The organism is Moorena sp. (genome assembly GCF_982860115.1).
Genome location: NZ_CEYLVT010000100.1, coordinates 7552 through 26306, shown reverse-complemented (window position 1 = coordinate 26306; position 18755 = coordinate 7552). Strand labels below are relative to the sequence as shown.

The following is an 18755-nucleotide window of genomic DNA, read 5'->3' as shown; positions in this document are numbered from 1 at the left end:
GCCTGGGGAGGTTTTAAGAGTCTCCCACTCTACCGTGCGCCTTTCAGGTCGCACTCACCATGTCATCCGCATATCGGATGCTGGGGTGAATTTCCTCTATTCCGTTAAGTGCGATATTGGCAAGTAATGGACTGACTACACCTCCCTGGGGTGTTCCTTGTTCAGGGAATTCCGGGCTGACGCCAACTTTTAGACATCTGAATATCCCCTGTTTCAGACTAGCCGGAGCTAACAACCTATCCATGATGGATTTATGGGAGATGCGGTCGAAACATTTCTTGATGTCTAGTTCGATTACCCTCTTATTAATGCCGTTGCAGTCTGACCTTAGGTGGTTGAATAGCCGTTTTTGTGCATCGTGGGCACTTCTACCGGTTCTGAACCCATAGCTGTGGGCACTGAACGTGGCTTCATGTGCTGGTTCGAGGGCAAATTTCCCTAGACATTGCCATACTCTGTCAGAGATTGTAGGTACTTTCAGCATTCTCGTACTCCCGTTTTTCTTGGGTATAGGAATTTCCCGTAACCCTTGGTGCATCCAGTTTTCTGCACGGGAGCCTAGCTTTTTAAGTACTTCAAACCGTTCTTTGTATGTGAGGGCAGTTTTGCCATCAATACCGGCGGTCTTCTTTCCCTGGTTGAGCTGTGTCACTTGACGGATGGCCAGCAGTTGAGCTGAGCGGGATTTCAGAATCAGTTTTTGTAGAGACCGAGCTTGTCTTAGGTCACCAGCTTGAACTGCTTTGTACACTCTTCTCTGTAGGCGGAAAAGATTACGGCGGAGTTGTTTCCACTTTTGTCCCTTCCAAAGTTCACTATAAGATTGGTTTCTCATGTGTCTAACCATGCTCTCCATTGATTTGTGTATTCTGGATATCCGCAGGCAGTTTCCGCCTGCATCCTACCCGGAAGTGGGGATTAGGTTTGGCATAACTTACTAAGGTTCGACCTTTCCTTAGACCCATTTGCTTCCGTTTTTACTCGTTCCGTCTTTTGGATTATTCTGGTGCGCTTTCCGTTTGAAGAATTAAATTCGCGTGAGTCGTCGCACCGTTTTGACGATTTAGGGCGGTTCAATTTGCCTATCCTCTTCTCGGAGATTACAGCTGTCCTAAAGAAAACGCTGTGAGAATGAAAGGATGAAGTCCACATTGTTTTATTCAGGTTGTGGCTTTGAAATGAGACACTTTTCTAGAACCTGTTTACCCATGTCGTCCCCCCGTTAGCGCCAGTGTTGCTACCTGCTTATGGTCAACTGATTGCGCCCTGTTGCCAGCGTCACTCTGCGGAGATGCCGCCCGCTCGGTGTGGCCAGATAGGGAGTCACTTGTCTCCTCAAGGACAGGGCTTTCACCTGCATCCGTTAGACAGTTAGGACTTTGAGAGTGTTATTCTCGCGAGTCCCCCTACTCATACCCCTAAGGTTTCCTTAGGCTCCTGGTAGGAACGAGCCGCACCTTTAGCTTTCATCAGCGATCATCATATCTAGGAAAGGCAACAGTGAAAAGAAAGTCGGTAAGTTTAATTCTAATATCAATAGTATGATAAACCCTTGTTGTCAATACAGTGGTAATAATTCTGAATAAACCCTGCTTTAGTGTGTTTATTAACCTATAAACTATTTCATACAGACAAATAGGGATAGGTTGTTGTAGCTGAAATCCACTTCTACCATTGCGATACTGGGAAGGAACCGCTAAACGCGATTGACCCTAGGTCACGCTACGCTCCGGAAGCAAAGCTTCCGCTAAAAGCGATCGCATTAAGTTCTAGATAGGGTGCATCTCATTTTTGCTATTTGACCTGATGGTGCGTTACGGTGCGGGCTGTTTCAACAAGGCGCGAAGAGGGGGAAAATCATGACTCGCCCGCCCCTAACGCACCCTACACCTTCAACTATTGAAAACCTTACAAATACTTCACCCAAGCTTCCCTTACCTCCGGTGAACCATACCAAAGCCCCTTCCTTCTAGGAGAATGCAGCACTTCATCAAGAGTAATATTAGTCGCTCCAGCCAAATGAGCAGCAGGAATCGGAGTAATCCCATCTCCCCAGCAATTCCCTTCGCCACAAGTGAGCTTGTAACTGTTGTAAGCCAACCAGCTACCTAAGCGTCGCTTACCATAAATAGCCTTACCAGCGACACAAATATAATTGACATCTTGGTGAAAGGCTCCTGGATAGTTATTATTCACAAAATCAAGATTGCGTTTAGTCCAACGTTCCTGACTGAGATGGGGTGTACCCAGAGTCACCAAGGTAGAGATATAGGAATGAGCATTCCATAACCCTACCGAGTCATCACTAACATCTCCATGAATCGTGTAAGGCTTTTCTCCTAGATAGATCCTGGCAATCCAGCCACCAGCAGAGTGACCGATTAAATTAATCTGTGACGTGTTATGCTTCTCCAACTGCTGTTTAACAGCTTGGTCGATTTTTCGCAAGATTGGCACCACAGAGCGACCACCGAGGGTAGGAAACCAATCCTGTTGGCGTATTGGGACAGTAGTTGCGGCAATCCCTAGCTGTTGTAGTGATTGTTCTAAATCACGGTATTCACTAGCGCTAGCAAAATAGCCCGGTAAAATAACAGTTGGTAATGGCATCGGTGGTAATTTTAAATTTTGTAGATAATTATAAACTTTTGTGAAACTAGGTACACTTTATGGTATAAGCGTTGGACCTGGGGATCCTGACCTGATCACCCTCAAAGCACTACGTATATTGAAACAGGCACCAGTAGTAGCCTTTCCTACTGGAGTCCGTGGAAAACCAGGAATGGCTCAACAGATTGTCGCTGAATGGTTGGAGAATCATCAGGTGCAGTTACCCTTGACATTTCCATATGTGCAGGATACCGCTATCTTGACCCAAGCATGGCAACTTGCTGCTGAGCAAGTCTGGAATTATCTAGGATTAGGGCAAGACGTAGCATTTGTGTGCGAAGGAGATGTGAGTTTTTACAGCACATTTACCTATTTGGCACAGAGGCTACAACAGTTGCATCCAGAAAGCCTGATTCAAACTGTACCAGGGGTATCTTCCCCCATGGCGACAGCATCGGTTTTGGGATTACCCTTGACCATGCGTGATCAGCGCCTAGTGGTGCTACCAGCTCTCTATAATGTGGAGGAACTGGAAAAGGTTTTGGATTGGGCAGATGTAGTAGTCTTGCTCAAAGTCAGTTCAGTTTATCAGCAGGTGTGGCAAGTGCTGCATCGACATCAGTTGTTGGAAAATGCCTATGTGGTAGAACGAGCAACTCTACCGGAGCAGGTGATTTATCGTAATTTATGCGATCGCCCTAATCTGGCATTACCCTATTTTTCTCTGCTAATTGTTAAGGTAAACCAATAAGATAGCAAACCAATAGATAGCAATGTTTCAGCCATCGATGTAGTTGTCAAAATAGTTGTTATAGCTAGCCCCAGCACGATCACTCACTCTGATTTGCCAAGACTTAATTGAATAAGCATCTCCTCAGCCGAGAGCTTATTAGCAACCATGGAAATACGTCAACAATAACTGCCATGTCTGATGCTTCTTTAATTAAAAACGTCCCAGAAATGCTGAGTCACCCCCTAGTGATTTCTGTTACCGCTTCTCTGGGGGTTCATATGCTACTCGTACCTATCTTAGGTGATTTGTTGAAGAATCAAAAGCCTAAGGAAGAATCAATGGTGCAAGTGTTGGAGTTAAGCCCTCAACAACTCAACCGTGTGCCCAAGTCGGCTGCACCACCACTAACCCTGCCAGCTGTACCAAATGCCAAGACTCCGAGCAATCCCTCCATCCCTTCGTTATTTAGTGCTTTCCCACCCCCTCCACCACCGCTACCTTCTCTAGAGTCCCTCAAGAAAATTCCCACACCCCCACCTCTGAGATCCCTACCGATAAAACCCTTACCCTCAATTGGTAAGTATCCTTTACCACTGCTAAATCGCAAAAGACCGATTATCACCAGAGGGTCTTTCCCGATCAAGCTACCACCAAAACCCGCGACAGCACTACCAGCCCCACCACCGCGACCTCAGTTCAAATTCGATACAGAGTCTTTGAATCCAGGTTCCTTCCAGACCGGTTCCTTGCCAGTATTTGGGAATTCTACCAACCAGATTCCTGATCCATTAGAGGTTCCTAACCAACAGCCACCGGTATCCGTTACTCCACCTGCTCCGAAACCACAATTTTCCATCACCCCTCCTCCTTCTGAGCCTACTAAACCAGTACCTTCTAGTGCTGTTGCGATCGCACGACAACGTGATCAAAATTTAGTAGCTCAAGTGCGGATGCGGCGCAAGCAACTGAGAAAAGATGTAACCAATACCACTGATGAGGAAGCTAGGAAAAACCTGGTGGAATGGATGGCTTTGGTAAAGGATACCTTACCCAAAAAGGAAGTCGTACCAGAAGCCATAACAGTTAGTGCTACTTATCCCAAAGACGCTTGTATTAAGAAACTAGAAGGCACAACCGTCTTCGGAATTTTAGTAGGTGCTAATGGTGAAGTGACTAATGCACAGCTGATTCAGAGTGCAGGGTATGGCATTTTAAATCAGCAGGCACTGGAAGATATTCAGTTCCGCAAGTTTAACAACCAAACTGGCACAACAAAACCCTACCAGGTCAAGGTAGCCTTTGACTATGACAAAGGCGACTGTCCTAGTCTAGCGGTTTTCCAAGAAACCGCTAACCAGCCAGTTCCAGCAAAGCCAAATACTGTTAGTGGGGAAAACGCTGCTGCCAACAATCCAGTAATAGTAGTTCCTAAGCCAGAAACCCCTAGCAATAACTCTGCTAACAATAACTCTACCGATAACAATAGGACAGTATCAGTTCCAGTAAAACCGAATAGTGCTAGGGAAAATTCCAACACTAGACCCAGAACAATATCAGTACCAGTGCGGGAGAATACCTCTAGCCAAGACTCGACTCCTAAACCCAGGAGGGTGTCAATACCAGTGCGGGACAATACCTCTACTCAGGAAAATACTCCTAAACCTACAAGAGTCAGAGTACCAGTGCGGGAGAATACTCCTACTCAGGAAAATACTCCTAGACCTAGAGCAGTGCCTGTACAGCAAAATACTCCTAGTCAGGAAAATACTCCTAAACCCAGCAGAGTGTTAGTACCAGTACGGGACAATACTCCTAGTCAGGAAAATACTACTCAGGAAAATACTACCAACACTACAGCTGTTCCAGTGAAGCCAGCTCAAGCTACTGGAAACTCGATTTCGGAACAGTCAGCTAATCAAAACTCAGGGAAAGAATCAGTTCCAGAAGCAGCAGCCACTCAAGAGCAAAACTCACAAGAGGATAAAGACTGCAAGTTCAAATCTAGATCAGCTCGCAGGCGCAACAGAATAGACTCCTTTACAACACCATCGTCCAGGTCTTGTAAATAAGAGTTTTCTGTTAGTTAAAGCCTGGGTTGTTGGTCAATGGAGCATTAACATTATTTTGGAATTTAAAATTAAGAATTAAGAATTAAGAATTAAGAATTAAGAATTAAGAATTTGTAATTCTACATTCTGCCTGCATTCTACATTCTGCATTCTGCATTCTGACAGACAACCTTGGCCAAAAGGCGACGCTACGCGAAAAACCCGATTACCGACTGGCAGGCAAACTGCCGCCGATGAAGTGGACATCACTGAAGGTTTCGATCCATAGACGAGCGCCACAAGGCAGTGGGTTATCTGGCTGATAGGTAATTCGACATGGGCCGAGGATTTCTACTTGGTTGCCATATAAATTGTTGCCACTTCGTTTTACTGAAATCACTGGCTTCCGCTCTTCCGGGCGTTTGTGGATATTCGAGCCAATGTGATTGCGGTTGACATTAATCTTGGCTAGAGCCGGAGGACGACTGGTACGCCATTTGCCTTTTGGTCCTCTAGTGCCTTTAATGATTTGAGGCATATTGTTGAACAGAGGAATAATCCAGAATTTCCCACTTTTATAAGCACCCCGGACGCGACCCTTCTCTAGGAGTTGTCGCAATCGTCTCGAAGAGATTCCTAGGAGAGATGCCGCTTCGGTAGTACAAACGCACTTGTTCATAAGTTCTTCTTCTAAACTATTCCGATAGTTGTATTATAAAGGAAAAGCAAGCATTAAGACAACCCCTGATTAGCGAAAAGGAGAAGAAAGTCGCAATTAGACACTTCTCAAGTAGCGTGAGCTTTTAGGTCACGGCACCTCAAGTAGCGTGGCCTACGGCCAACGGCTGTTGGCGTAGCCTGCGCGTAGCGCATATGCCTACTGATTGCTTATTTTATGCTCTGTGATTTGATTTAGGGTATGCTGTTGCTGGCGAGCTTTTTTTTCCGTTTGAGAGTATTTAATTTATCGAACTATAAAAGGGTCTAGCTCCTAACCCAGTGAAGTATTTTGCTGCACCCGAAAGGTGTTATTTATATGATAATTGTTCTCATATTAATGAGATAACACCCCTAATTTATCCCTGTTGCCTGTTCCATAAAATCCTACACTTGTGTACCTAACTTATTTGAGTAATGCTAAGCGCGTTTGTATTTGAGATGTAAACCTAGAATATATTTTTTTATTGTACAAGAAAACTGTAAATTTATTGCCCCTCTTGGGTTTTGCTTCTTGTATCCAAGCCTTTTGCGGCAACAACAAGTGTGTTTAGAACCTAGATACAAACGCTATATAGTCATTAATCATCATAACTATGAATGAATCTTAGTCATTTTACTAGTAACCTACTGACCTACTTACCCACTCACCACTCAGGCTTTTGCCTTGCTATTGATTTAAGTTACTTAAACGTGATACTATTTAGCTTATCTAGATTAATTTTTCTCTATTAAAATAATATTAGTAATACCAAATATATAGTATAATAGTTTGCTTAATCCGTAATTAATTTTAATTACAATTGATGGGGTTTTAAGCAAATTTCATTCTTAAGGCTGATTTATGATAATTTTGGTTGACAATGTAAAGAATCAGTAAATATACTGTTAAGCGGAAAAAACATTTGGTGCATAGTCTCATCATCAGGGAACAATTAGGCTGTCAAACGACTTCAGAATGGTGATTTCAGGATGGTTAATTACCTAATCAGTTGCTACTTATGACTTCTATCCTCATAAGTTATAGTTTCTTGATAGTTCTGAAATCCCACAGGAAGACGAGTTTGGTTATTCCTGAATAAATCAGGGTCTTGAATTCCGTGCTTTCAGGAATTCTGAATAATTTCAATAAAAGCGCGATGCAGAGGTGCGACCCGTGGGGAATTTAATTCGACGACTGTAAGCGCACCTAAAGGGTAGCATCTTAAAAAGATTCAACGGCGCAGAGAAATCCTAAAGGTTTGGGAAATAAACTAAAAACCATACAGTCCTGGTGCAGACTTTATCCTAAATCAACTGCTGTAATCCCTTTTTGACCCACAGTTACTAGACTAGGGATATCTATTAGGGTTGGAATTAGATAGTCAAAAGCTGATAGTGAGTTCCGTTAATTACTTATCAGTATTGGGTGCTCATTAATTGTTAATTGTTAATTGTTAATTCACAATTTTATCACAATTTTCAATTATTAAAGAAATCTAATAAACCCTAGTATAAGTGATCAAATTCTTAACGTGATAGGACAGATCAGCTAAGCAAGCTATAGAAGTCAGGTTGCTATATTGATCAAGTTCACAAATAAACTCTACCGTTATCGACACATTATGCAATCTTTGTCTCAACAAAATCAGCCACTGTTTATTTTTGGGATGGAACGTTCTGGAACAACGCTCTTGCGGTTAATGCTGACCGCTCATCCTAATTTTTGTATTCCTCCTGAAAGTCTGTTTTTTGTTAATCTGGAGCGCAAATACGGTTCATCCCAAGACTTAAACAATCAAATCGATAACTTCTTGACAGATATCTACGCTGATCGAAGGTTTCGGGAGTGGAACATTGACCGAGAGAAGTTGCGAGAAAATTTGACAGCTCAGAAACCACTGAATTATTCAACAGCAGTCGCCACAGTTTATCAAACCTATATACAGCAGTTTGATGGTGAAGCCGATTGTTGGGGAGATAAAAATCCTTGGAACATCTATCATATTGAGACCATTCTCAAGTATTTCCCTAATGCCAGATTAATTCTAATTATCCGAGATCTCAGAGCAATCTATGCGTCCCTAAAACGAAATGAGAAAAAATTTGCCAAGACTTGGAAGGGAGCCTGTATCGCCAATGTGGTAGCGACAACCCAACAATGGCAAAATTTAGTCGAAGTCATTCAACACTATCAAAATGACCAGCGGTTCCATATCCTCTTCTACGAAGACTTAGTCACAAATCCAGAAGAAGAACTCCAGGGAGTTTGTAATTGCCTCGGGGTATCCTTTAGCCAATCAATGCTGCAGTTTAACAAAAAAAATGCTCAAAAAAAATTGGTGCCAACCCGTGAGCTAGGATGGCACGCGAAGACCTTTCAACCGGTTAGTAGCGATCGCATTGAGGCTTGGAAACACGAACTTAGTGATTCAGAACTAGCAGTCTTAGAGATTCTGAACTATAAAACCATGCTCCATCTAGGCTATGACTGTATTCCTAAAAGGTGGCAATTTCACACACTACTCAAGTTCTGCGCAGATTATTCTCAGTACATCTATTGGAGACTGTCTAAAGCTAATCTTCAACGAGTTATAGGGAAAATTCGTGAGGGTTTAGTAATTCTCAAGACACTCCAATTATCCTTGACCAGAAATTTATCCCAAAACTCGATCCAATGAGGTTGCAATGATTAGAAAAGCCTGACTGTTAAGTCAGGCTTTTCTACTTAAGCTAAAATCTTAGGTGCGCCCTATCCTACAGAATAGGGCGCTTCGGGTCTATGGCTCTGAGGGCCTTAATTATCAGCACTCATCAATGAAACCTGATGGCCTTGAGACAGCTGAGTACTAATCACGGCCTGTTGCAGTATGGGGGTATTAACAACAGAATCATTGGCCAAAGAAAACAGCGGATTCGACAAAATCCCTGCCAGAGAGGTCGCAATTAAGGACATCACTAAACCGACCTGTAACGGACGCATACCGGGTAAACTCCAGCGAATTTCGGGATAATTCTTGACCACATCCGACATCTCTTGAGGTTCTTTGACTACCATCATCTTGACCACACGGATGTAGTAGTAAATCGAAACCACACTAGTTAGCAAACCTATTAACACTAAAGTATACAATCCTGCTTGCCAACCAGCCCAGAATAAATAGATTTTACCAAAAAATCCAGCAAAGGGTGGAATCCCACCTAAAGACAGCAAACAAACACTTAAAACCAAAGTCAGCAAGGGATCCTTGTGATAAAGACCAGCATACTCACTAATTTGGTCAGTACCAGTGCGTAGGGTAAACAGAATGACACAAGCGAAAGCCCCTAAGTTCATAAACAAGTACACCAGCATGTAGAAAATCATGCTAGCGTAACCGGCTTGGGTCCCAGCAATTAGACCAATCATCACAAACCCAGCCTGACCAATAGAGGAATAGGCTAGCATCCGTTTCATGCTCGATTGAGTTAGGGCAACGACGTTACCCAAAATCATACTTAGGATAGTCAAAGCAGTGAACACAAAATGCCACTGATCGCTTAACAATGGGAAAGCAGTGATTAGTAGACGAATCGCTAGAGCAAAGCCAGCGGCTTTAGAACCAACTGAGAGAAACGCTACCACTGGCGTGGGAGAACCTTCGTAAACATCAGGAGTCCATTGGTGGAAAGGAACTGCTGAGATTTTAAAAGCAATACCAGCGATCGCAAACACCAAGGCAATCAGAAGACCTAGGGATTGACCGGATTCTAGGTCAGCAACGCCAAGAGCGATCGCACTCAACTGCGTTTGTCCCCCAGATAACCCATATAATAGGGAGACACCATACAAAAATACGGCTGAACTGGCTGCTCCAATCAGCAAATATTTCAAAGCGGCCTCATTGGAACGGGGGTCACGCTTCATGTAACCCGTCATCAGGTAGGAGGAAATACTGAGGGTTTCAAGGGATATAAAAATCGTGACCAGCTCCGTCGCCCCGGACAGGAACATCCCTCCTAAAGTAGCCGTGAGCAAAATGCCAATAAATTCTGCCAAGGATGTACCCGACTGCTGCACATAACGAATTGACATCAAAATCGTTGACACAGTCGATAGGGCAATGATGCCACGAAATGCCACACTCAGGGTGTCACCATTAAATTCCCCAAAGAAGGCGATGGGATTTGCAGCATCCCATTGGAAGTATAGGGCAACTATGGCAGCAAGTAGACCCCCAATGGCTACATAGGAAATAGTTTGAGCAGACTTTTTCCCAGCAATCAGGTCAATGATTAACACTAGCAAGAGGGTAATAACTACAATTCCCTCTGGCAAAATTACCCCAGCATTCAACTGGGCGGCAAGATTGGCAAAATCCATAGGCTTTAATGATATGATCTATGGTTATTTGAGTATCCAGATTAACTTTCTTATCATATCGGTGATTGTAGCTAGTTGGGCAAAGGGCTTGTATACCTTGAAGATTGGAGAAAGTAGAATTCCGTATTTATGCCGTTTCACTGCCCTCTGTGCCAGGGTAAGGTGAGACTAGCTGTGTCGTACATCGGATCAATGTTACCTTTAATGTTACCTTTGAAGGCAACGAACGAATTGTTTACAAATCTTTAAGCAGCAGTCAGAGGAATTGGGATAGGGGTGTACTTAGGGTTTTAACGGTGCTCTATTGGTTAGCCATCACTACATCAGCTATTCGTGGGTTACCTCTAGGTAAAGATTATTTCTAGCACAATCCGAAAAAGTAGGGAGTACTGCTGAAGCGCATATATATAAGTATAAGTAACCCTCAAATTTCGGTACCTATGGTCAAGTTGGCTAACTCCCTTTCCCACACAGTTGCTCCTTGTTCGTGTTAGCCTGCGACACAAGTGGCGTACTGTAGAAATTAATAGGCAAGCTTATACTGCCATCAGGGGGCTCTACTTAATGCTGGAAAACTATGCTGGAAAACCATGCTGGAAAACCATGCTGGAAAACCATGCTGGAAAACCATACCCACACTCAGTAGGGAGGAAGCAAATTACTGGCTTACTCCCTCGACCTTTGACAAAGACCTTTGAGAAATAGTATTTAAATTAGACTATTCAACACCGCCGCTATTGTTGAAACTCCGATGACAACCCTTGTAATTGTCGAATCTCCTACTAAAGCTCGCACCATTCGGAACTACTTACCTTCTAGTTACCAGGTCGAAGCCTCCATGGGTCACGTCCGTGATTTACCTCAATCAGCTAGTGAAATCCCCGAAAAATACAAGGGGGAAAAGTGGGCTAAGTTTGGGGTGAATGTGGAAGCTGACTTTGAACCGCTTTACCTGGTGCCTAAAGACAAGAAACAGGTTGTCCAACAGCTAAAAGCAGCTCTGAAAGATTCTGATGAACTGATTTTGGCTACGGATGAAGACCGAGAAGGGGAGAGTATTAGTTGGCATTTGTTACAAATCTTAAAGCCGACAGTGCCAACTAAGCGAATGGTATTTCATGAAATCACTAAGGATGCTATTCAAAATGCCCTACAAAACTGCCGTGAGATCGATGATCAGGTGGTAAGAGCTCAGGAAACAAGGCGGATTCTTGACCGACTCGTGGGCTACACCCTCTCACCGCTGCTGTGGAAAAAAGTGGCTTGGGGCTTATCAGCTGGTCGGGTACAGTCTGTAGCAGTAAGGCTTTTGGTGAATCGAGAACGGCAACGCCGTGCCTTCCGCAAGGGCAGCTATTGGGATTTGAAAGGGATTCTAGAAGCAGGAAGTTCCTTTGACGCTAAGCTAGTAACCCTGGATAAGGTAAAAATTGCTACCGGCAGTGATTTCGATGCCAATACAGGTGAGATTATCGCAGGTAGGCAGGTCAAATTGTTGAGTGAAATGGAGGCTAAAGCACTCAAAGACCGCCTGTACGATCAAGTCTGGACGGTTACTGATTTACAAGAACGACCTGTTACTCGCAAACCTTCACCTCCCTTTACTACCTCGACCCTGCAACAGGAGGCAAACCGGAAACTGGGACTATCGGCTCGTGATACGATGCGGACTGCCCAGGGTCTGTATGAAAAGGGTTTCATTACCTATATGCGTACAGACTCAGTACATTTGTCTGAACAAGCGATCACAGCAGCCCGTAGCTGCGTTGAACAAAAATACGGGGTAGAGTACCTTAGCCCGAAGCCGAGAAAGTATACCACCAAGAGCAAAGGAGCTCAAGAAGCTCACGAAGCCATTCGTCCAGCAGGGAGTACATTCAAAACGTCTCAGGAAACGGGATTAAGCGATCGCGAATTTAAAGTCTATGACCTGATTTGGAAGCGTACCGTTGCTTGTCAAATGGCGGATGCTCGACAAACTCAAATTGTGGTTGATTTGCAAGTGGAAAATGCCGGATTTCGGGCTACCGGTAAGCGCATTGACTTCCCAGGTTATCTAAGGGCTTATGTGGAAGGGTCTGATGACCCCAACGCTGCTCTAGAAAACCAGGAAGTGATTCTGCCAGCTTTGAAAGTGGGGGATCATCCTAACTGTAGAGAACTCGAAGCTATCGGTCACGAAACCCAACCCCCAGCCCGTTATACGGAAGCTACCTTGGTCAAAACCTTGGAACAAGAGGGGATTGGTCGTCCCAGTACCTACGCTAGTATTATTGGTACTATCATTGACCGAGGCTATGCTCAGAAACTGAAAAATGCCCTTGCTCCCACCTTTACGGCCTTTGCGGTTACTAATTTGCTCGAACAAAACTTCCCCGACTTGGTGGACACGAGCTTCACGGCCAAAATGGAGCGCACCTTAGATGAGATTGCCAATGGGGCAGCGCACTGGCTTCCTTACCTGCAGAACTTTTATTTGGGAGAAAAGGGTCTCGACAACCAAGTCAAGGAACGGATTAATGAGATTGACCCGATTGTTGCCCGTACTGTTGAACTCGAAGACCTCGATGCTAGAGTCCGGATCGGGAAATTTGGTCCCTATGTCGAAGTGGATAATGACAATGGTGTACTTACTGCTTCGATTCCCCAAGACCTCACCCCAGCTGAACTAAACATTGAGCAGGTTCACGTACTGATTCAGCAGAAAATGGAGGGGCCAGAGAAATTGGGACTACACCCGGAAACTGGTGAACCAATTTATATCCTGAATGGCAATTATGGTCCCTATGTACAGCTAGGTGACGTAACAGAGGATAAGAAGAAAAAACCCAAACGTGTCTCCTTGCCTAAGGGGGTAAAGAAGGAAGATGTACACCTAGAAATGGCAGTGGGTCTCCTAGCACTCCCCCGCCTTCTCGGTCCTCATCCGGAAACAGGCAAACCGGTTAAAACAGCAATCGGACGCTTTGGTCCTTATGTTGTCCATGACCAAGGGAAGGAGGGCAAAGATTACCGCTCCCTTAAAGGTGAGGATGACGTCTTGACAATTACCCTAGACCGTGGATTAGAGCTCCTGGCACAACCTAAGAAGACAAGGGGCGGTTCTCGCACCAAGACTAAAAAACCCTTAAGGGAACTAGGAGTTCATCCTCAGGATGGGGAGCCAGTCAATATCTATCAGGGTCCCTATGGGGTATATGTGAACCATGGCAAAGTTAATGCCTCTCTGCCAGAGGGAAAATCCATGGAGGAGTTAACCTTAGAAACTGCCTTGGAACTAATAGCAGCTAAGGCGTCATCGGGTAAATCTGGTCGCAAGTCCAGTAAATCAACTACTTCCACCAAAAAGAAAACCTCTGGGAAATCCACCAACAAGACTACTAAGAAAACAAAAGATGATGACCAAGAGGGTAAGTCAGAGAGTGAATAAGTAATTGTACTTGCTGACAAACTGATTAAACTCAGGATATATATAATAAGATGTGACAACACAATTGTCAAGTGGAAACTAGGAAGTTTGAATTGAAGCAAAAACTCTTATCCTTTATTAATGTTCCTTCATCCTTCCTGCTGACCACTGCCTCTTTACTCATTTCTCTGACATTCCCCCTTTCGCCTATTCTTGGTCAAGACGAAACTAGTCTTGACCAAACTAGCCTTGATCAAACTAGTCTTGACCAAACTAGCCTTGATCAAACTAGTCTTGACCAAACTAGCCTTGAACAAACTAGCCTTGACCAAGTCACTCCACCCCAGCAGCTCTATGTTAAAGGTCGCCAACAGTTAAGTACAGGTCAATTACAAGAGGCTTTACAGAGCTTCCAGAAGTACCTAGAACTTAAACGAAACATTGGCGATCGCTATCAAGAAGGAGTAGCGCTATATTTTATTGGGTGGGTTCATGATGAACTTGGTCAATATCAATTAGCAAGGTCGTTCTTTGAGCAATCCTTAGCAATTGATCGAGAATTAGGCGATCGCACCGGGGAAGGGAGTACTCTTAATAATCTGGGGTTAACGTATTCCAACCTAGGGGACGATCAAAAGTCCCTAGAATTCTATCAACAAGCCTTAGCCATCTACCGAGAAGTGAGCAATCGTGGCTACGAAGGCAGGACTCTCCATAATTTGGGGAATATATACTATAAGCTGGGTCAGGACGACCAGTCCCTGGATTCCTACCAGCAAGCTCTTGATATCTATCGAGAAATACTGGATAATTCCGAAAAGAATTCTCTAGTGTCACAGGCAGACGAAGGAACACTGCTCAATAGCCTAGGGTTAGTTTACCACCGTCTAGGCAAGCACGAACAGGAACAGTTGTCCTATCAGCAAGCCTTGACTATTGCCAAGGAAGTAAGCGATCGCATTTCAATGGGAATGCTTCTGAATAATTTAGGTATCGCTTACCATCGCCAGGGAAAGTACCAACAAGCATTAGAATTCCACCAACAAGCCCTAGTGATTCATCGGGAAGTGGGTTCATTAGCTGGGGAAGCATTTACCTTTAGGGCTATTGGTGCTGTACTGGCGGCACAAAACCAGCCAGAACTCGCCATTATTTTTCATAAGCAAGCAGTCAATGTATATCAGTCCCTGGGGCAAGATGTCACTAAACTGTCTCAGGAGAAACTGTCTGAGGAGCAAAAGCAGTCCTATAAACTTAACTTGGATAATGCCTATCTAAGTTTATCTGAGTTGCTGCAGCAACAAAAACGGGTGCAGTCGGCGGAACTGGTGCTAAATTTATTCCCAGTGCCAGAGCAAAAAGAGGATTTGTCTAATCAAGACAAGACTCAAACTAGGGTTCACGAAAAAATACCATACTTACCTGAAGAGGAGCAAATCAAAGCAGGCTATGAAGCGATTTTGCAGCAGCAGCTTTCCCTGAGGGAACAACTCAATCAACTGATTACTATTCCGATAGCAGAAAGAACTCCTGTTCAGCAAGACCGTATTCTTGAGTTTAGGCAAAAGGAGCAGCAGCTGACCCAGGAATTTCTGCAATTCCTCAACAGTTCTAAGGTTAAGAACCTAGTCACACAGTTGAGGAAATAGAGTGTGGGGAGAGGGGCGTGCGCTTTGCGCATTAAGAATTAAATTCGCCACGGGTCGCACCGCTCCCGACTCCCTAAAACCTATATCAACGTAAGATTCTCCGCCAGTCATACTTTAAATGGCAAGAGGAACCGGATCCGATCCCAGAGACTGCGGTTATCAAAGCTAACTGGTCCTGGTCCAAAGGTTGCTACCATCAATAATCCACCAATTAGTCCTAAATTTTTCATAAATTGAATTTCTTGCATTTGGTTGGAGAAATCTGTGTGAAAAATCAAGGTGGTGGGAATTAAAAATCCAATGAGCGCTAATGCTCCCCAACGAGCTTTATAGCCCAGTAATACCGATAAGCCACCTGCCAAAAGTATAATGATGGTGGGAATAAGCAGTATACCAGGAACCCCTTTTGATTCCATTAATTGTTGAGTATAGGTTGGGTTAAGTAGTTTATCGATACCAGCTTTAAGAAAAATAGCACAAAGGAATATCCGCCCTAGGAGTGGAATGTATTTTTTCATGATTTCCAGGTTTTTTGATCAGCGCTATAACGCTATATTATAGGAAATGAAAAAGCTGAAGCTAAGCGAACAGCGATTAGCGCTACGCGCACGCTACTTGAGGTGCTATCAGCTATCAGTTTGTGAATCAAACAGGTAACCATTTTTTTATCTGAGTGAAGTCACAGCCTGGAAGCCTGTGCCACGAAGCATATGCGCGTAGCGCATATGCTTACAAACTATCTTCATTATCGAAGCTGGGGAGATGGGGAGATGGGGTAGACTGGGGAGATGGGGTAGACTCCCTCACGGTAACCTCCTCTACTTGGGACAGTTCACTCTTTCTTTCCTTAGCCAGTTGCTCAACAGTATCACTAATCACAACCGTTAAGTTTTCCCTGGTTTGAGCATGGTTGGCTTGCTCAGTCTTTAAGGCATCGATTAAGCGATCGCGTTCTGCCATGACTGACTTAAGGGTTGCCCTTAATTGCTCAACCGTTTGCAGTTGTTCCACATTCTGGTCAATACTCGATACCGTCTCCAGTTGATCTGATTTGAGTTGAAATCCGTCTTGTTGTAATTTTTGCAGTTGAGCCTTCAGAGTTTCAATTTGCTCTTGAGCCAGTTGACTTTCGATACGCCGTTGCTGAGCTTCAGTATTATATAACTGACGCCAATGAGCTGCACTTTTATCCGCAGTCTGGCACTCTTTAATGCTATCGGCCAGCTGCTGCTTCAGTTCCTTGATTTGGGCTAACCATTCGGTAAGCGACCCATTGTTGCTCATCAACAACTACTCCATCGGCTATGGCACTGATCAAATTTAATCAAAATAAATCACTGTTGAGGGGTGAGGGTTAACGGTCAACTGTCAATACAATAGTAAAGTGTGTCAATTAAATTACTGAACACTAATAATGGGCAAACTACGGGTAAAATTGGCAAATTAATTCATAGCAAGCCCGTGCTCTCACCAGAACCTATGCTATCTAAGCGTTTTTTTCGTTTCTTGCGTTTCTTTGGTTACCTGAATCTGGTAACCCTAAGGAAGACTTTCAACCGTGCGATGGAACGTCGCTTAATGGGTCTATCTGCTGAAATGGCATATAACGCCATGTTAGCGCTGTTTCCGGCAATTTTAGCAATTCTGACAGCGATTGGCTTGTTTGAATATTCCTTACAACTAACCTGGTACCAGCACTCTCCCGAGCTGAGTCAAGCGGCCCAGGAGCAAGCTCTGAAAATGATGAGCGAAGTGGGTCCGGCTCAGGCGGTGCAGCCAATTCAGGAATTTACCGAGCAAATTCACCTCAGCACCAATAGCAGTCTATTTTCCCTGAGTTTTATCGTAGCCATTTGGGTATCTTCTGGGGCACTGAGTGCAGCGATGAATGCCCTTGATCACATCCACCACATCCCCCGAGAGCAACAACGACCCTTTTGGAAAGCTAAGTTGATTTCTCTGGGCTTAACCATGGGTAGTATCATACTGCTAGTGATTGCATCGTTTTTGGTATTTATCAGTCACTGGGTGCTAAAAACAGTCGTTGATACCAGTGGAGCTTCCATCTTGCTGACACTATGGAGTCTGTTAAGCTGGCCCCTAGCCTTGAGTATGGTGGCGGCATCCTTTGCCTTTATCTATCGCTATGGACCAAGCCGTTGGCAGTACGGAACACCGATATTGCCAGGAGCAGTTTTAGCAGCCATTTCCTGGGCAGTGACTTCAGGCTTGTTTCGGCACTACGTTGCTGCGAATTTCAGCAATTACAACAAAGTCTATGGTACAGTAACAGCCGTAATTATCTTACAGCTTTGGCTTTACATGACTTCCCTGGTACTGTTATTGGGAGACCAGTTGAATGTGATAGTAGGAGAAGCAATGCAAGCATCCCATCGCAGAACTAGACCAATAAGAAAATTAGCCAAGGCCAAAAAACAATGATATAAGCTGAAACTTTAGAATTAATTATTAATTATTAAGAATTGAGAATTAATAATTGAGAATTGAGAATTAATAATTGAGAATTCTGCCTTCTAGATTCTGCCTTCTAAATTCTGCCTTCTAGATTCTGCCTTCTAGATTCTAAATTCTGCCTTCTAAATTCTAAATTCTACATTCTAAATTCTAAATTCTGCCTTCTAAATTCTAAATTCTACATTCTACATTCAACCAAACAACCTATAGAAGCCCATGAGGAATGATCGCAAAACATCGACCTTAAGGCGTGTACGTCGGGTAAGCTACCTACTGGACAATGCTATTCCTATCCCAGGAACAGGTTATCGGATTGGTTTAGATCCCATCATTGGTCTGTTACCAGGGGGTGGTGATGTTCTGGGAACTATCATTTCATCATACATTGTCGTAGAAGCAGCACGACTGGGAGTGTCTCGATCTACCTTGGTGGAGATGGTGCTCAATATCCTTCTTGAGACAGTTAGTGGTTCTATACCGGTCTTAGGGGATCTGGTGGATGCAGCCTGGAAGGCAAATGTCAAAAATGTTGAGCTTTTAGAGAAAGAATTAAATGTATCATCATCAACACCACAAAAATCCGATTGGTTGTTTCTGGTCTTACTGTTGGCAGGGTTGGCTGTAGTGTTGTTAGTTGCTGTTGGGATTAGTCTTGCGATCGTAGCCTGGGTGATCAGGACAATTACTAGCTGAGCAACAATGTCTGGCATTAATGAAACTGGCAAGATGCCAGTTCCACAGGGTGGGAAATGACACTGGCAAGATGCCAGTT

At 44.1% G+C, this 18755-nt stretch carries 12 protein-coding genes and 1 pseudogene; 7 read left to right on the top strand and 6 right to left on the bottom strand.

Features of this window, described 5'->3' with window-relative positions; genetic code table 11:
* Positions 1 to 55: 55 nt before the first annotated feature.
* Positions 56 to 847, bottom strand: a pseudogene (locus tag AC4II3_RS17765) (reverse transcriptase N-terminal domain-containing protein); the annotation flags it as partial.
* A gap of 1061 nt (positions 848 to 1908) precedes the next feature.
* Complete coding sequence (locus AC4II3_RS17760; RefSeq protein ID WP_488009421.1) at positions 1909 to 2610, bottom strand: esterase/lipase family protein; 702 nt, start codon at positions 2608 to 2610, stop codon at positions 1909 to 1911.
* A gap of 40 nt (positions 2611 to 2650) precedes the next feature.
* Here AC4II3_RS17760 and AC4II3_RS17755 point away from each other — a divergent pair, with 40 nt between their 5' ends.
* Positions 2651 to 3361, top strand: a complete 711-nt coding sequence (locus AC4II3_RS17755; protein WP_488009423.1) for a precorrin-2 C(20)-methyltransferase — start codon at positions 2651 to 2653, stop codon at positions 3359 to 3361.
* Between the two features lie 173 nt (positions 3362 to 3534).
* Positions 3535 to 5412 (top strand): energy transducer TonB, encoded by a 1878-nt coding sequence (locus tag AC4II3_RS17750; protein ID WP_488009425.1) that lies wholly within the window; start codon positions 3535 to 3537, stop codon positions 5410 to 5412.
* A 205-nt stretch (positions 5413 to 5617) separates the two neighbouring features.
* On the opposite strand, the gene AC4II3_RS17745 is transcribed toward AC4II3_RS17750, so the two are convergent.
* A complete protein-coding gene (locus tag AC4II3_RS17745) occupies positions 5618 to 6070 on the bottom strand; it encodes a MerR family transcriptional regulator (protein ID WP_293083681.1) in 453 nt (150 codons plus the stop codon).
* Between the two features lie 1642 nt (positions 6071 to 7712).
* On the opposite strand from AC4II3_RS17745, the gene AC4II3_RS17740 reads away from it, so the two are divergent.
* Entirely contained in the window at positions 7713 to 8768 is a 1056-nt protein-coding gene (locus AC4II3_RS17740; RefSeq protein ID WP_488009427.1) for a sulfotransferase family protein, read from the top strand.
* A gap of 116 nt (positions 8769 to 8884) precedes the next feature.
* Here AC4II3_RS17740 and AC4II3_RS17735 read toward each other — a convergent pair whose 3' ends face one another.
* A complete protein-coding gene (locus AC4II3_RS17735; protein WP_488009429.1) occupies positions 8885 to 10450 on the bottom strand; it encodes an NAD(P)H-quinone oxidoreductase subunit N in 1566 nt (521 codons plus the stop codon).
* Between the two features lie 751 nt (positions 10451 to 11201).
* Between AC4II3_RS17735 and topA the strand changes: the two genes are divergently transcribed.
* Complete coding sequence (gene topA, locus AC4II3_RS17730; protein ID WP_488009431.1) at positions 11202 to 13880, top strand: type I DNA topoisomerase; 2679 nt, start codon at positions 11202 to 11204, stop codon at positions 13878 to 13880.
* 92 nt (positions 13881 to 13972) lie between these two features.
* Positions 13973 to 15508 (top strand): tetratricopeptide repeat protein, encoded by a 1536-nt coding sequence (locus tag AC4II3_RS17725; RefSeq protein WP_488009432.1) that lies wholly within the window; start codon positions 13973 to 13975, stop codon positions 15506 to 15508.
* Between the two features lie 107 nt (positions 15509 to 15615).
* Here the strand turns inward: AC4II3_RS17725 and AC4II3_RS17720 are convergent, their stop codons facing one another.
* Together AC4II3_RS17720 and AC4II3_RS17715 are read right to left on the bottom strand one after the other, a co-directional pair.
* A complete protein-coding gene (locus AC4II3_RS17720) occupies positions 15616 to 16026 on the bottom strand; it encodes a DoxX family protein (RefSeq protein WP_488009434.1) in 411 nt (136 codons plus the stop codon).
* A 211-nt stretch (positions 16027 to 16237) separates the two neighbouring features.
* Entirely contained in the window at positions 16238 to 16792 is a 555-nt protein-coding gene (locus AC4II3_RS17715; RefSeq protein ID WP_488009436.1) for a hypothetical protein, read from the bottom strand.
* A 195-nt stretch (positions 16793 to 16987) separates the two neighbouring features.
* Between AC4II3_RS17715 and AC4II3_RS17710 the strand changes: the two genes are divergently transcribed.
* Together AC4II3_RS17710 and AC4II3_RS17705 are read left to right on the top strand one after the other, a co-directional pair.
* Positions 16988 to 17950: a YihY/virulence factor BrkB family protein gene (locus tag AC4II3_RS17710; protein ID WP_488009456.1), complete on the top strand. Its 963-nt coding sequence runs from the start codon at positions 16988 to 16990 to the stop codon at positions 17948 to 17950.
* Between the two features lie 249 nt (positions 17951 to 18199).
* Positions 18200 to 18676, top strand: coding sequence for a DUF4112 domain-containing protein (locus AC4II3_RS17705; protein ID WP_488009438.1), 477 nt, complete (start codon positions 18200 to 18202; stop codon positions 18674 to 18676).
* The last annotated feature ends 79 nt before the right edge of the window (positions 18677 to 18755 follow it).